We start from the raw sequence: 15,979 nt of genomic DNA, 5'->3' as shown, positions 1-15,979 counted from the left end.
GGGCGTGGTGATTCTCTGTAGGAGCGAGGCTTGCCCGCGAAGAGGCCGGTCTGGACACCAAACATCTCAATCCCGGCTGGTGTCCTTGATCAAATGCGCCGCCAACGTCCGCAGCGGCCCCAGCTGCCGGCAGATCAGCGCCAGTTGTGTCTGCACCAACCGCTGTCCCTCATCGATCTCATCGGGCATCTGCTCAAGCTCATTGGCCAGCGCTTCCTCCTCGTCGCTCTGAATCGCAATCGCCGATTTGCTCACCAGCCCTTGGGCGATTTCGTCGATGCTGGCCGCCAGTTTCACCCCGGCGCCTTCGATCAGGTGCTCGCGCACCTCGGCGGGCAACCGGGTTTCCCGGTGTGCGCCAAGGCCTGACAAATAGCTGAGCAGCGTGTGTGACAGCACCAGAAAACGAAAGCCCAGTTCCGCGTCCTTACGGAAATGCCCCGGCTCCATCAGCATGTTGGCCAGGGTGGTCGACAGCGCCGCGTCGGCGTTGTGCGCGTTGCGTCGAGCCAGGCGGTAGGCCAGGTCGTCGCTTTTGCCGGCGGCGTATTGCTGCATGATCTGGCGCAGGTAAACGCTGTTGCAGGTCAGGGTGTTGGACAGCACCTTGTTCAGGCTGCGGCCCTGCCAGTCCGGCAGGAACAGGAACACCGCCAGCCCCGCGATCAGGCTGCCGAGCAAGGTATCGAACAGCCGTGGCAGGAACAGCCCATAACCGTCGCCCACCTGGTTGAAGCAGAACAGCACCATCAGGGTGATCGCCGCCGTCGCCAGGGTGTAGCGAGTGGTTCGGCTGATGAAGAACACCACGCCGGCGACAATCGCGATGCACGACTGGATCAGCGGGTTGGGAAACAGGTCGAACAGCGCCCAGGCCAGAGTCAGGCCGAAGGCGGTGCCGATGATCCGCTGGCCGAGTTTGCGTCGCGTCGCGCCGTAGTTGGGCTGGCAGACGAACAGCGTGGTGAGAATGATCCAGTAACCCTGGGACGGGTGGATCAAATGCACCATCGCGTAGCCGATGCTCAGCGCCAGGGGCAATCGCAGGGCATGGCGAAACAGCAACGAGGTCGGTGTCAGTTGCGTGCGCAAGCGTACCCAGACATCCCGAAGGTTGCGTGGCGAACGGTCGAGCAGGCTGCTGTCGGTGGCGTCGGCCAGGGCGTCGGGGTTGCTTGCGTCGCTCAGCAGGCGGTCGAGGGTGGCGAGGTTCGCCGACAGCGCCCGCAGCGAACGCAGCAATCCGCGCCAGGCGGGGTTGCTCTGGACGCGCAGGTGTTCGAGGGAGGCATGCAGGTCGGCCAGGGCTTCGGCGAAGCTGGCGTCATAGATGAAGGGCTGGCGCATCTGGATCGATTCGGCCAGCGCCCGGCAGGCCTTGCCCTGCTGGCGCAGCAGGCGCTGGCAGCGGAACAGCACGTCGCTGTGGAAAAACGCCTCGGCCAGGGCGTTGTAAGGGTAGTGCGAAGAGCTGGCGCGTTCGTGGATATCCTGGGCGAGGAAATACAGCTTCAGGTAGCGACTGAGTTTCGAGCCCGGGCGACCGTTGCCGACCCGGTGCAGGATGATTTCCTTGGCGGCATTCAGTGCGGCGACCACGCGACCATTCTGCTTGGCCAGTTCCAGTCGCCGCTCTTCCACATCCAACTGACGGATCGGCTCGAACAGCGACGACTTCAGCTTCAGGTAGTAACCCAGCTCGCGAAACAGCCGCGCAAGGCTCTGCTGCACCGGCTGGTTGGAAAACAGCGCCTGCCACAGCACCGAAAGCGCCCCGTACCAGGCCGCACCGGCCACCAGCAGCAGCGGTTCGTGCCAGACGTCGATCACCGCGCCGCCGCGCTGGTCTACGCCGATCATGGTGTACACCGACAGAATCAGCGTCGCCGAAGCAATCGCGCCATAGCGTTCGCCCAAGGCGCCGAGCATCGTCAGGCAGAAGCTGGCGAGGGCGAAGGCGATGATGAAGACGATCGGGTAGGGGAACAGCAGTTCCACCGACAGCGCGGCGACGGCGAAACAGACCAGGGTCACGGCCAGCGCATTGAGGCGGCCTTGCCAGCTGTCGTCGGTCTCGGCCAGGGCGCTGGCGATAATCCCCAGGAACAACGGGATCAGCAGCCCCATTTCATCCTGATACCAACACAGTGCCATGGTGCCGGTCAGGGCGATGAACACCCGCACGCTGTAGCTGAACTTGTCCAGCGCCCACAGACGCCGCAGAGACTGACGAAACGAAGTCGATGACATGAAATGCGAAGGCCTTCCGAGGCGATGCCGCTAAATTGAGCCAGTAATGACGCCGATGCAATGGCGACGATCACATCGGGCAGCAAAAACTGTTCCTTTGAGACTTCGCGCCCGCCTCAAATTTTCAGGCTGGCATAAAAACCTGTGGGAGCTGGCTTGCCAGCGATGAGGCCAGTACATGCAACATTTCTGTTGTCTGTCAGACCGCTATCGCTGGCAAGCCAGCTCCCACAGGGATTGCATTCACATGGTGAGTGGGGTGTCAGACGTATTGCGCGGCGGCGTAGCCCGAGGCCCAGGCCCACTGGAAGTTGAAGCCGCCCAGGTGGCCGGTCACGTCCAGCACTTCGCCGATGAAGTACAGGCCGGGGCTTTTCAGGGATTCCATGGTTTTGGACGACACTTCATTGGTGTCCACGCCACCCAGCGTCACTTCGGCGGTGCGGTAGCCTTCGGTGCCGGCGGGCACGATTTTCCAGCTCGCCAGTTTCTCGGCGATCTCGGCGATTTCCGCGTGGGTGTATTGCTTCATCGGTTTGGAGACGAACCAGTTGTCCGCCAGCAAATTGGCCATCTTCTTGGTGAAGATTTCCCCGAGCAGGGTTTTCAGTTCGCTGTTGGGACGTTCGGCCTGTTGCTGTTGTAGCCAGCTCGGTACGTCGTGGTCGGGCATCAGGTTGATCTCGACCGTATCGCCCGATTCCCAGAACGAAGAAATCTGCAGGATCGCCGGACCGCTGAGGCCGCGGTGGGTGAAGAGGATGTTCTCGCGGAAACTCTGGTCGTTGCAGCTGACCAGGCAATCCACCGAGGTGCCGGACAACTCGCTGCACAGCGCCTTGAGCTGATCGGTGATGGTGAACGGCACGAGGCCGGCGCGGGTCGGCAGCAGTTCGTGGCCGAATTGTTTGGCCACCTGATAGCCGAAACCGGTGGCGCCCAGGGTCGGGATCGACAGGCCGCCGGTGGCGATCACCAGCGACTGGCAGGTGACCTGACCGAGGGTGGTGTCCAGCAGATAACCCTGTTCGAGCTTCTCGATGGTCTGGATCGAGGTGTCCAGGTGCAGGCTGACGCCGGCCTGATCGCACTCGGTCAGGAGCATTTCGAGGATGTCGCTGGATTTGTTATCGCAAAACAGCTGGCCGAGTTTCTTCTCGTGGTAAGGCACGCCGTGTTTGGCCACCAGACCGATGAAATCCCACTGGGTGTAGCGCGCCAGAGCGGATTTGCAGAAGTGCTCGTTCTGCGAGAGGAAATTGCCAGGCTCGGTGTACATGTTGGTGAAATTGCAGCGCCCACCGCCCGACATCAGGATTTTCTTGCCGGCCTTGTTGGCATGGTCGAGCAACAGCACCTTGCGCCCACGGCCGGCGGCAGTCAGTGCACACATCAACCCTGCGGCGCCAGCGCCAATGATCACGACTTCGGTAGAGCGCAAAACGGTGTCCTCTGATCAATCAATACATAACCAACTGTGGGAGCGAGCCTGCTCGCGATGGGGACAACACATTCGATACATGTGTTGTTTGACACTCCGCCATCGCGAGCAGGCTCGCTCCCACAAGGGATCTTCGTCGGGTAGAAGATCTGTTACAGGATACGCACGCGCAACGACCGGCCCTTGATCTTGCCGTCGTTCAGGCGCTGCAGCGCCTGTTTGGCGACGCCGCGTTCCACGGCCACGTAGGCCTGGAAGTCGAAGATCGCGATCTTGCCGACCTGCGCGCCCGGGATGCCGGCGTCACCGGTCAGGGCGCCGAGGATGTCGCCCGGACGTACCTTGTCCTTGCGACCGGCGGCGATGCACAGGGTGCTCATCTGCGGCAGCAGCGGACCGCCGCCCTGGGACTTGAGGTTGTCCACCTGATCCCAGGTCAACGGCGTCTTCTGCAGCTCTTCGATCGCCTGCGCACGCTGCGCTTCGGACGGCGCAACCAGGCTGATCGCCAGGCCTTTCTCACCAGCGCGACCGGTACGGCCGACGCGGTGGATGTGGATTTCCGAATCGCGGGCCAGTTCGACGTTGATCACCATGTCCAGGGAATCGATGTCCAGGCCGCGGGCTGCCACGTCGGTGGCCACCAGCACCGAGGTGCTGCGGTTGGCGAACATGGCCAGGACCTGATCGCGGTCACGCTGTTCCAGGTCGCCGTGCAGGCCGACGGCGGAAATGCCCTTGGCGGTCAGGTGATCGACGGTTTCCTGGACCTGCTGCTTGGTGAAGCAGAACGCCACGCAGGACGCCGGACGGAAGTGGCCCAGCACCTTGGTCACCGCGCTCATGCGTTCTTCCGGGGAAATTTCGTAGAAACGCTGTTCGATCTGCGAGTCGTCGTGGAACGCCTCGGCCTTGACCTGCTGCGGGTTGCGCATGAACTTCGAGGCCAGTTGCTTGATGCCCACCGGGTAAGTGGCGGAGAACAGCAGGGTCTGGCGACGTTCCGGGGCCTGCATGATGATTTCTTCGATCGAATCGTAGAAACCCATGTCGAGCATGCGGTCAGCTTCGTCGAGGATCAGGGTGTTCAGGCCGTGAAGCACCAGCGAGCCCTTGCGCAGGTGCTGCTGAATGCGCCCAGGAGTGCCGACGATGATGTGCGCGCCGTGCTCCAGCGAAGCGATCTGCGGGCCGAGGGACACGCCACCACACAGGGTCAGGACCTTGATGTTGTCTTCGGCGCGGGCCAGACGGCGGATTTCCTTGGCGACCTGGTCGGCCAGCTCACGGGTCGGGCACAGGATCAGCGCCTGGCAACCGAAGTAGCGCGGGTTGATCGGGTTCAGCAGGCCGATGCCGAAGGCTGCGGTCTTGCCGCTGCCGGTCTTGGCCTGGGCGATCAGGTCCATCCCCTTGAGGATCACCGGCAAGCTCTGCGCCTGGATCGGCGTCATCTGGGAATAACCGAGAGAATCGAGGTTAGCCAGCATGGCGGCGGACAATGGCAGAGTATTGAATTCGGTGGCGATGGTGGTCACGGGACTGGCCTGCAAAACAAAATGTCGCGCAGTGTACCAGTCCGATGGCCATTCGCCTGATGTTTCCGGACGAATAGTTATGTAGGGGTTAGTGGCCTATGTCGTGCTCGTGGCTGACTACTCGTCGTCCGTCTTTCGGTGAAAGCTGGGAAAAAATCGTCGCCGCCAGCATCGCCATGATGCCGACCGTGACGAACGTCAGCTGGAACGCGCCCAGCACCGTCTCTACCCCGTCATTGCCAACCTCGGCGGTAAATCCACCGAGCAGCGCACCGGCACAAGCAACGCCAAGACTCAAAGACAGCTGCGCGACCACCGACAGCAGGCTGTTGCCGCTGCTGGCGCTGGCGTCGTCGAGGTCGATCAGGGTCACGGTGTTCATCGCGGTGAACTGCAGGGAGTTGATCGCCCCCAGGATCGCCAGCAGGCACAGCAGCAGCCAGTAGGGCGTCTGCTCGCTGACCAGGCCCATGCTCGCCAGCATGATCCCCAGCGCCAGGGTGTTGCCGGTCAGCACAATGCGGTAGCCCAGGCGTTCGATCATCGGCCGCGCCACCCACTTGGCGACCATCGCTGCGGCGGCCAGCGGCAGCATGCTCATCCCCGCCTGGGACGGCGAGTAGCCCAGCGCCACCTGCAGCAGCAACGGCACGAGGAACGGTAGGGCGCCGCTGCCCAGGCGAGCGAACAGGTTGCCGAGAATGCCCACGGCGAAAGTCCGGGTCTTGAACAGCGACGGCGAGAACAACGGATTTTCGATGTGCCCGGCGCGCAGCCAGTACGCTGCCAGACAGGCCATGCCGCCGAACAGCAGCAACATCACCCGCAGGTGCGGCAGGTGCAATTCGCCCAGGCCCTCCATGGCGATGGTGATCAGGATCATCGCCGCACCGAACAGCACAAAGCCCAGGCTATCGAAGCGGGTGCGCTCGGAGCCGCGCAGGTCCGGGATGAATTTCCACACCGCGTAGCAACCGATCACGCCCACCGGCAGGTTGATCAGGAAGATCCAGTGCCACGTCAGGTATTCCACCATCCAACCGCCCATGGTCGGGCCGATCAGCGGGCCGAGCAGGCCGGGGATGGTAATGAAGCCCATGATCCGCACCAGCTCCGAGCGCGGGTAGGCACGCAGTACCACCAGCCGTCCGACCGGCAGCATCAGCGCACCGCCCAGACCTTGCACGACCCGGGCGCCGATCAGCAGCGTCAGGCTGTCGGACAGAGCGCAGAGCAGCGAGCCGATGCTGAACAGCAGGATGGCACTGAAGAAGATTTTCTTGGTGCCGAATCGATCGGCCACCCAACCGGAAGCCGGGATCAGCAGGGCGACGGTGAGCATGTAGGCGATGATCACGCCCTGCATGCGCAGCGGATCTTCGGCCAGATCCGCAGCCATGGCCGGCAACGCGGTGTTGAGAATCGTCCCGTCGAGGGACTGCATGAAAAACGCAATGGCGACGACCCACGGCACCCAGCGGGCGGTGACGGCGTCTAGAGGCAGGCGGTTGGGCATGGGACCTCTTGTGAATGGTCGGGTAACCGGAAACCTGTGGGAGCGGGCTTGCCCGCGATGGCGGTGTACCAGTCAACATCAATGTTGAATTTGCCGGCCTCTTCGCGGGCAAGCCCGCTCCCACAGGTTCTGTGTTTACAAGGTCAAAGTCAGCTTGCTGACCAACGCCCCCGGCAGAAGCGCCGATGCTGTCGCACGCTGGCTGTAGGTGCTGGCCGACAGCAGCATCTCGCGCTCCTGGGTCAAGGCTTCGAGCTGCGAGCCGAGCAGGCTGAAGGCGCTGTCGTCGAAACGCATGGTGCTGACCGGTGCCTGTATTTCACCGTTCTCGACCCAGAAGGTCGCGAAGCGGGTCATGCCGGTAAGACGGGCTGCCGGCTGGTCGGAGAAATTCAGGTACCACAGGTTGCTGATGTACAGGCCCGTACCCAGTTGCTTGAGGATATCCGCCTCCGCCAGGGCCCCGGCCTGCATGTTCAGGGCGCTGGGCCATTCGCCGGCGCTGGCGCCATTGGCGGTCAGACCGTATTCAGCGGCGCTGCGCGAACCGACCAGCTGTGCCTCGGCCTTGCCCTCGACGATCAACCGCAGATCGCTGCGCGGATAACCCTCTTCGGAGAACGCCGGACTCAACGAGCCACTGACTTTCTCGTCCAGCGAAACCAGCGGACTGAAGCTCTGATCACCGCCATACAGCTTCTGCAGCGGACTGCTTTTGCTGGCGATCGACTGCGCCGAAAACCCGCCCCAGCACAGCATGCCCATGATCTCTTCCAGCGCTGCCGGCGCCAGGTAAGCGCGGTACTGACCCGGCGCCAGCGTACGCAATGGCCGCCCAAGAAATTCCAGCTGCTCGCGGGCCTGCTGGAAGCGTTTGGCGAACGCCTCGCTGTTCCAGTCATGGCCGGCAAAGCTGGCTTTCACCGCCTGGCCGTTTTCGTGGAACAGGCTGAAATCGAAGTTAAAACTGTTGGCCTGATGCCAGCCAAACGCCCCTGCGGAACTGGCGAAACCACGGCTGATGGGCCCGGCCGCGTAAAAACCGACCAGATCCAGACCTTCGGCGGCGCGAGTGATTTCGGCGACCACCTGCTCGGTGTCCGGCAACGGATGCTCCTGCACATTGCTGCTGTGCCAGCCGTTGTGGTTGAGCAACAGATACGGATCCTGCGGCAGCAACGGCAGGGTGTCGCGCAGCTGTTGCAGGCCTTCTGCCAGACGCTGCTGATCAACCTGCGGATCGCCGGACAGGGTGATGTCGAGGTCGGCGTGGCGACCGTCATGGATCAGTTTCAGAACGATGCTCGCCTGCTGCACCTGCCCGGCCTGACGCACCTTGGCGTGGTTGAAACGCACGAAGGCCGAGGACTCGGCGGCGTAGCTCAAGGTGAACTGTTCCGGCTCGTGCAGGGCCTCGCGCAGGCCGTTGACCAGCGCCTTGAACGATTCGCCCTGGTTTTTCGAGGTGCTCGCGTGAGTAGTCATCAGGCGTCTCCTCCAAACACATCAACGTTGCTGAACACGCAGGCGGGCGACGCATGCCCGACGCGGATCACCTGGTTGGGTTCGCCCTTGCCGCAGTTCGGCGTGCCCAGGACCTGGAAGGTGTTGGCATCGCCGACGGCGCTGAGGCTCTTCCAGAACTGCGCGGAAACGCCCCGGTAATTCGGGTTTTTCACCACGCCTTTGAGTTCGCCGTTTTCGATCAGCTGGCCCCATTCGCAACCGAACTGGAACTTGTTGCGCGCATCGTCGATGGACCAGGAGCGGTTGGTGCTCATCAGGATGCCGTGTTCGATGTTGCCGATCAGGCGTTCCAGCGGCTGATCGCCGGGCTCGATGTTGAGGTTGGCCATGCGGTCGATCGGCGGACGGTTCCAGCTGCAGGCGCGGCTGTTGGCGACACCGGCAAGGCCTGCGCGGAACTGCGACAGCGCACCGCCCAGCGGGCGCAGCAACAGGCCTTCGCGGATCAGGAATTGCTTGCTCGCGGCGGTGCCGTCGTCGTCATGGCCGTAGCTGGCGAGCTGTTCGGGAATGTCCGGGTCGAAGGTCACGTTGAGCAATTTGGAGCCGTATTGCAGGTGACCGAAGTCTTCGGCCTTGACGAAGCTGGTGCCGGCGTAATTGCGTTCGTCGCCCAGGATGCGGTCCAGTTCCAGTGGGTGGCCGATGGATTCATGGATCTGCAGCATCATCTGGTCGGGCATCAGCAGCAGGTCGCGCGGGCCTTGCGGGGTGTTCGGCGCGAGCAGCAGTTGCAGAGCCTGATCGGCGACTTTCGGGCCGGCGCCGACCAGTCCGCAGCGACTGATGACATCGGCGCCGCCCTGCTGGCCGAAGTTCTCGCGGCCCAGGCTGCGGGTCTGGCTGTCGTTGCCGTCGTAGGCGGTGACGTCCAGGCCCGGATAGACGAAACGCTGTGCCTGGCGCAACTCGGCGCCGGCGCTGTTGAGGTAGATCTGCTCGACGTGGGTGATGCCGATGCTCACCTGCCAGTTCACCAGACGATCGTCCTTGGGCACGGCGGCGGATTCTGCGCCGAGCAGTTCATAGCATTCGTTCAGGGACGGGAAGGGCTGATCGAGGTTCGGCGAGAAATAATCGGCGCGCTCGCCGGAAACGGTCTGGTCGTGCAGGTCCAGCAGAGCGTGGGGCTTGAGCTGGCGCGCCTGCTGTTCGGCGCGTTCGAGGGCCGCTTGCAGGCCATGCTGCGACAGGTCGTTGGTGGCGGCATAGGCTTCGACGCCATTGACCCGCACAGTCAGCATCGCGCCTTCGTCACGGCGCAGGCTCGGCGGTTCGGCGACGTTCTTGCGCACCGACAGGTACTGCCCGGACTCACGTACATAACGCAGGGAAAAGAACTCGGCGCCCGTGCGCAAGGCAGCGAAGCGCTGCTTGAGCTGGGGATGGAAATCGAACATTCGGGAACCTCCTTGTGATGGAGTGACGGTGCAGCGGTGTTGCTGGAGGAGGGGGTGAAACGGTTGCGTGGCGCTAGATTAGGCCTGCGAGGGGGGAGGGATCAAGGTTGGATCGGTAGAGGTGTGGTGTTTGTGAGGGCCTCATCGCGGGCAAGCCCGCTCCCACAGGATCTCGGTTAAATCACAAATATGTGTTCCAACCGAAAACCCTGTGGGAGCGGGCTTGCCCGCGATTGGGGACGACGCGGTCTTAAGCCGGCTGGCTGACTTCCCGCATCGCCTTGCCCTTCACCGGCGCATCACCGGCCACGTAGTAGGCGGCCTTGCTGCGCGGCAGTGGCTGGCGACCGCGGATTTTGTCGGCGATTTTCTCGGCCATCATGATGGTCGGTGCGTTCAGGTTGCCGGTGGTGATGATCGGCATGATCGAGGCATCGACCACGCGCAGGCCTTGCATGCCATGCACACGACCCTGGCCGTCGACCACCGCCATCTCGTCGGTGCCCATCTTGCAGGAGCAGGACGGGTGGAACGCGGTTTCGGCGTGCTCGCGGATGAACTTGTCCAGCTGCTCATCGGTTTGCACTTCGATACCCGGGCTGATCTCGCGACCACGGAAGGCGTCCAGTGCCGGCTGCTGCATGATTTCACGGGTCAGGCGGATGCCGTCGCGGAATTCCTGCCAGTCCTGCTCGGTGGCCATGTAGTTGAACAGAATGCTCGGGTGCTGGCGCGGGTCCTTAGACTTGACCTGGATCCGGCCACGGCTAGGCGAACGCATGGAGCCCATGTGCGCCTGGAAACCGTGCTCCTGTACGCCGTTGCTGCCGTTGTAGTTAATCGCCACCGGCAGGAAGTGGTACTGGATGTTCGGCCATTCGAATTCCGGACGGCTGCGGATGAAACCGCCGGCTTCGAACTGGTTGCTGGCGCCGATGCCGGTGCCGTTGAACAGCCATTCGGCACCGATGGCCGGCTGGTTGTACCAGAGCAGCGACGGGTACAGCGAAACCGGTTGTGTGCAGGCGTATTGCAGGTACAACTCGAGGTGGTCCTGCAGGTTTTCGCCGACGCCCGGCAGGTCGTGGACCACCGGAATGTCGAGGCTTTGCAGCAGCTTGGCCGGGCCGACGCCGGAACGTTGCAGCAGTTGCGGCGAGGCGATGGCGCCGGAGCAGACCAGCACTTCCTTGCGCGCCTTCACTTCAACACGCTCTTCAGCGGCGCCCACCAGATAACGCACGCCGACCGCACGCTTGCCTTCGAACAGGATCTTGTCGGTCAGGGCGTGGGTGACGATGGTCAGGGTCGAGCGCTTCTTGGCCACGTCCAGGTAACCGCGGGCGGTGGAAGCACGACGGCCTTTGGGGGTCACGGTGCGGTCCATCGGGCCGAAGCCTTCCTGCTGGTAACCGTTGAGGTCTTCGGTGCGCGGGTAACCGGCTTGCACGCCGGCTTCGACCATGGCGTGGAACAGCGGATTGTTGCCAGCCTTTGGCGTGGTCACGCTGACCGGGCCTTCGCCGCCGTGGTAGTCGTTCGGGCCGATGTCACGGGTTTCCGCCTTGCGGAAATACGGCAGGCAGTCCAGGTAGGTCCAGTCTTCCAGGCCTGGCAGCTTGGCCCAGCCGTCGTAGTCCATGGCGTTGCCGCGGATGTAGCACATGCCGTTGATCAGCGAGGAACCACCCAGACCCTTGCCGCGACCGCATTCCATCCGGCGACCGTCCATGTGCGGCTCGGCGTCGGTTTCGTAGGCCCAATTGTAGCGACGGCCTTGCAGCGGGAATGCCAAAGCGGCCGGCATCTGCGTGCGGAAGTCCATGCGGTAGTCCGGACCGCCCGCTTCGAGCAGCAGGACGGTGACGCCTTCGTCTTCGGTCAGACGGGTCGCCAGGGTGTTACCGGCGGAGCCGGCACCGATGATGATGTAATCGAATTCTTGGGACATAAAATGCACCCTCTTTGAAAGTTGGTCAGGTCGGACCATGACTCGGTTCGCGGGCAAGCCTCGCTCCTACAGGTTCGCGAGCGAGCCTCGCTACTACGGGTTTGCGTTGACCTTGTAGGAGCGAGGCTTGCCCGCGAAGAGGCCCTCGCAGGCAATACAAATCTCGGGGCTTAGAACACCGAAACGTAATCGCCCAACTCGACCTGTACCGATTTGATGCGTGTGAAGTTGTTCAGCGAGCTGATGCCGTTCTCACGGCCCACGCCCGACTGCTTGTAGCCACCGACCGGCATCTTGGCGTCGGATTCGCCCCAGGCGTTGATCCAGCAGATGCCCGCTTCCAGTTGATGGATGATGCGGTGGGCGCGGTTCAGGTCTTTGGTGACCACACCGGCGGCCAGACCGAAGTCGGTGTCGTTGGCGCGGCGGATCACTTCTTCTTCGGTTTCGTAGCTCAGGATCGCCATCACCGGGCCGAAGATTTCTTCGCGCACGATGGTCATGTCGTCGGTGCAGTCGGTGAATACGGTCGGTGCCACGAAGGCGCCCTTGGCGAAGTCGCCGTCAGTCAGACGCTCGCCGCCGCACAGTACGCGTGCGCCTTCTTCCTTGCCCTTGGCGATGTAGCCCAGCACGCTTTCCATGTGGGCGAAGCTGACCAGCGGGCCGAAGTTGGTGTTTTCGTCTTCCGGGTTGCCGATGCGGATGCGCGCCACGCGCTCGGCGATCTTGGCTTCGAAAGCAGCTTTCATGTGGCTCGGCACGAACACGCGGGTGCCGTTGGTGCAGACCTGACCGGAGCTGTAGAAGTTGGCCATCATCGCGGTGTCGGCGGCGCGATCCAGATCGGCGTCGTCGCAGATGATCAGCGGGGATTTGCCGCCCAGTTCCATGGTCACGTCCTTGAGCGAAGAGCTCGAGGCGCTGGCCATGACTTTCTTGCCGGTGTCGGTGCCGCCGGTGAACGAGATTTTCTCGATGCGCGGGTGCTCGGTCAGCCAGGTGCCGACTTCGCGGCCGCTGCCGGTCAGGACGTTGAACACACCGTCTGGCAGGCCGGCTTCGGTGTAGATCTCGGCCAGTTTCAGGGTGGTCAGCGAGGTGACTTCGCTTGGCTTGAAGATCATCGCGTTACCGGCGGCCAGGGCCGGTGCGGATTTCCACAGGGCGATCTGGATCGGGTAGTTCCACGCGCCGATACCGGCCACGACGCCCAGCGGCTCGCGACGGGTGTAAACGAAAGAAGTGGTGCGCAGCGGAATCTGCTCGCCTTCGATGGCCGGCACCAGGCCTGCGTAGTACTCCAGCACGTCGGCGCCGGTGACGATGTCGACGTAGCGGGTTTCGGAGTAGGCCTTGCCGGTGTCCAGGGTTTCCAGGGCAGCCAGTTCGTCGTTGCGTTCACGCAGGATTTCCACGGCGCGACGCAGGATGCGCGAACGCTCCATGGCGGTCATGGCGGCCCAGATTTTCTGGCCTTTTTCAGCGCTGACGACAGCACGCTCGACGTCATCGAAGGTGGCGCGTTGTACTTTTGCGAGGACTTCGCCGTTAGCCGGGTTGATGGCTTCGAAAGTGGCGTCGCTGCCAGCGTCGGAGTAAGCGCCATCGATGTAGAGTTTTTGCAGTTCGAAACGGGCCATAAAGTCCTCGCAAGTGCATTTAGTGATTGGCGCGTTCAGGGGTTGAGCTTTCTGTAGTGCTCTAACTCACCCGCTTGGCCAGTTGAAAATCCATGTATTCGTAAGCGATCTGTTGCGCCTGTCCGGTGTCGAAAGCGTCTCCCGACAGCGCACCGCGCAACCACAAGCCGTCAATCAACGCTGCCAGGCCACGGGCTGCACTGCGCGCATCCTCGAGCGGCAATACGCGGCGGAACTGGCAGCACAGGTTGGAATACAGACGGTGATCGTTAATCCGCTGCAACCTGTGCAAAGACGGCTGGTGCATGCTGGTGGCCCAGAAGGCCAGCCAGGTTTTCATTGCAGGGCCATTGACCTGGCTGGCGTCGAAGTTGCCTTCGATGATCACCTGCAGATGCGCCCGGGGGCTGTCATCTGTGAGCGCCTGACGGCGCGCGGTGACGTTCTCGCTCAGCACAGTCATCAGGTACCCCATGGTGGCGGCGATCAGGCCATTCTTGTCCTGAAAGTAGTGACTGATGATGCCGTTCGAGACACCGGCCAAACGGGCGATCAGCGCAATGCTGGCGTCCCCCATTCCGACCTGATCGACAGCCTGCAAAGTGGCTTCGATCAATTGCTGGCGGCGGATGGGTTGCATACCGACCTTGGGCATCTTGCACATCTCCTTGGGCCCTTGCGGCAGACGTCGAACGACTACCGGCTTGTGGGCCAGTCTATTTTGTTTTGATTGAACGTTCAATCAACAAAGAATAAGATCCGCGACAATTCGTCGCTCCTTACAGATTTTTCCTACGTGTAAATGGCGGCTAACCGACATCCAAATCAGCTCGAAACCTGTACGCCACGGCGTCTCGAGGCTTCGGGCTTTTTTCCGGCTGTCTTTATATCACCCGCTGGTCGGCTGCCCACTAACCGATTGGTCGAGTGACTCGTTTGTCTTGCGTTCTTCATCTCGCACTGCCCGGAGCATCTGTGCCATGAGTTCTGCCTCGCTAATAAAGACCCCACCGCAAAAGGTGACGGTCAACGGTTGGGTGTTCTACACCTCGACCGCGTTGATTCTGTTGTTGACCGCCATTCTGATCATCGCCCCGCAAGAGGCCGGCAGAATGCTCGGTACGGCGCAAGCCTGGCTGTCGCGCAGCTTCGGCTGGTATTACATGGTGGTGATCGCCGCCTACCTGATCTTCGTCATCGGCCTGGCGTTCTCGTCCTACGGCAAACTGAAACTGGGCAGCAAGGACGACACCCCGGACTTCAGCTACGGTGCGTGGGCGGGGATGCTGTTCTCTTCGGGTATCGGCATTTCGCTGCTGTACTTTGGAGCTTCCGAGCCCCTGGATCACTTCTTCAACCCGCCCGAAGGCGTGGCCGGCAGCAACCTGGCGGCGCGTCAGGCGGTTCAGCTGACATTCCTGCATTGGGGCCTGCATGGCTGGGCGATCTACGCACTGGTCGGTCTGGCCGTGGCGTACTTTGCCTACCGTCACAATCAGCCGCTGGCGCTGCGTTCGGCGCTGTATCCGCTGGTGGGCGAGCGTTGGGTCAAGGGCGCGGCCGGTCACGCGGTGGACGGTTTCGGCATGTTCGTGACTCTGCTGGGGCTGGTGACCAACCTGGGGATTGGTTCGCTGCAAGTGTCGTCGGGCCTGGAAAACCTGTTCGGCATGGAGCACAGCAACACCAACCTTTTGATCGTGATCATCGTGATGAGCACCGTGGCGACCATCGCCGCTGTGTCGGGCGTGGAAAACGGCATTCGTCGCCTGTCCAACCTCAACATCATCCTGTTCAGCGGTCTGCTGATTTTCGTGCTGCTGTTCGGCCCGACCCTGCATTTGCTCAACGGCTTCGTGCAGAACGTCGGTGACTACCTCAACGGCGTGGTGCTGAAGACGTTCGATCTGTACGTGTACGAAGGCGACAGTGAGAAGTCCGACCGCTGGCTGGGCCTGTGGACTCTGTTCTACTGGGCGTGGTGGATTTCCTGGGCGCCATTCGTGGGTATGTTCATCGCGCGTATTTCCCGTGGCCGCACCGTGCGTGAACTGGTGGCCGGCGTGCTGCTGATTCCGCTGGGTTTCACCCTGGCGTGGCTGTCGATTTTCGGTAACTCGGCGCTGGACCTGGTGATGAACCACGGTGCGGTTGAGTTGGGCAAGACGGCGCTGGAACAGCCGTCGATGGCGATCTACCAGTTGCTGGAGCATTACCCGGCGTCGAAGGTGGTGATCGGCGTTTCGATTTTCGTCGGCTTCGTGTTGTTCCTGACGCCTGCGGATTCCGGCGCGGTGATGATGGCCAACCTGTCGTGCAAGGGCGGTACTGTCGATGAAGATGCGCCACACTGGCTGCGGATTTTCTGGTCGGTGGTGATTACTCTGGTGACCATCGGTCTGCTGTTCGCCGGTAACTTCGAGGCCATGCAAACCATGGTGGTACTGGCAGGGCTGCCTTTCTCGGTGGTGCTGGTGTTCTTCATGTTCGGTTTGCACAAGGCCATGCGTCAGGACATGGAGGCTGAGCAGGAGCAGGCGGAATTGGCGGCACGCAGTCGTCGTGGGTTCAATGAGCTTCTGAACGAGCTGGACCTGGAACAGGGGCAAGCGCAAGTGCGTCGTGATGGTGTTTCTGTCTGAGGCACCGCGTCGCATTCATCGCGGGCAAGCCCGCTCCCACAGTTTTTTGAGTTGATTGCAGTGTCTGTGAA

Annotated in this window: 10 protein-coding genes; 1 reads left to right on the top strand and 9 read right to left on the bottom strand. The window is 62.2% G+C overall.

Features of this window, described 5'->3' with window-relative positions; genetic code table 11:
• Positions 1–66: 66 nt before the first annotated feature.
• The 9 genes from yccS to betI all read right to left on the bottom strand — a co-directional run bounded on the left by yccS (position 67) and on the right by betI (position 13,921).
• A complete protein-coding gene (gene yccS / locus ACW9JE_RS21005; RefSeq protein ID WP_224541380.1) occupies positions 67–2,250 on the bottom strand; it encodes a YccS family putative transporter in 2,184 nt (727 codons plus the stop codon).
• Positions 2,251–2,512: 262 nt separating this feature from the next.
• A complete protein-coding gene (locus ACW9JE_RS21000; protein ID WP_457433805.1) occupies positions 2,513–3,691 on the bottom strand; it encodes an NAD(P)/FAD-dependent oxidoreductase in 1,179 nt (392 codons plus the stop codon).
• Positions 3,692–3,843: 152 nt separating this feature from the next.
• Entirely contained in the window at positions 3,844–5,181 is a 1,338-nt protein-coding gene (gene dbpA / locus ACW9JE_RS20995) for an ATP-dependent RNA helicase DbpA (RefSeq protein ID WP_457433807.1), read from the bottom strand.
• A 136-nt stretch (positions 5,182–5,317) separates the two neighbouring features.
• A complete protein-coding gene (gene mdtD, locus ACW9JE_RS20990) occupies positions 5,318–6,745 on the bottom strand; it encodes a multidrug transporter subunit MdtD (protein ID WP_457433804.1) in 1,428 nt (475 codons plus the stop codon).
• Between the two features lie 135 nt (positions 6,746–6,880).
• On the bottom strand, positions 6,881–8,230 hold the full coding sequence (locus ACW9JE_RS20985; protein WP_457433803.1) for a TldD/PmbA family protein: 1,350 nt from the start codon (positions 8,228–8,230) through the stop codon (positions 6,881–6,883).
• Entirely contained in the window at positions 8,230–9,672 is a 1,443-nt protein-coding gene (locus ACW9JE_RS20980) for a TldD/PmbA family protein (protein WP_457433802.1), read from the bottom strand. The genes ACW9JE_RS20985 and ACW9JE_RS20980 overlap by 1 nt, the downstream gene beginning before the upstream one ends.
• 250 nt (positions 9,673–9,922) lie before the next feature.
• The gene (gene betA, locus ACW9JE_RS20975) at positions 9,923–11,623 is read right to left on the bottom strand and encodes a choline dehydrogenase (RefSeq protein ID WP_224540813.1); all 1,701 of its coding nucleotides are present in this window, start codon (positions 11,621–11,623) and stop codon (positions 9,923–9,925) included.
• Positions 11,624–11,793: 170 nt separating this feature from the next.
• On the bottom strand, positions 11,794–13,266 hold the full coding sequence (betB, locus tag ACW9JE_RS20970; RefSeq protein WP_224540815.1) for a betaine-aldehyde dehydrogenase: 1,473 nt from the start codon (positions 13,264–13,266) through the stop codon (positions 11,794–11,796).
• A 61-nt stretch (positions 13,267–13,327) separates the two neighbouring features.
• Positions 13,328–13,921, bottom strand: a complete 594-nt coding sequence (gene betI, locus ACW9JE_RS20965; RefSeq protein WP_224540817.1) for a transcriptional regulator BetI — start codon at positions 13,919–13,921, stop codon at positions 13,328–13,330.
• A 382-nt stretch (positions 13,922–14,303) separates the two neighbouring features.
• On the opposite strand from betI, the gene ACW9JE_RS20960 reads away from it, so the two are divergent.
• On the top strand, positions 14,304–15,908 hold the full coding sequence (locus ACW9JE_RS20960) for a BCCT family transporter (RefSeq protein ID WP_457433806.1): 1,605 nt from the start codon (positions 14,304–14,306) through the stop codon (positions 15,906–15,908).
• Positions 15,909–15,979 lie beyond the last annotated feature (71 nt).

The sequence above is a fragment of the Pseudomonas sp. SDO55104_S430 genome (assembly GCF_054070595.1).
The sequence above is the reverse complement of the archived record's forward strand: the minus strand, read 5'-3'. Positions and strand labels throughout refer to the sequence as shown.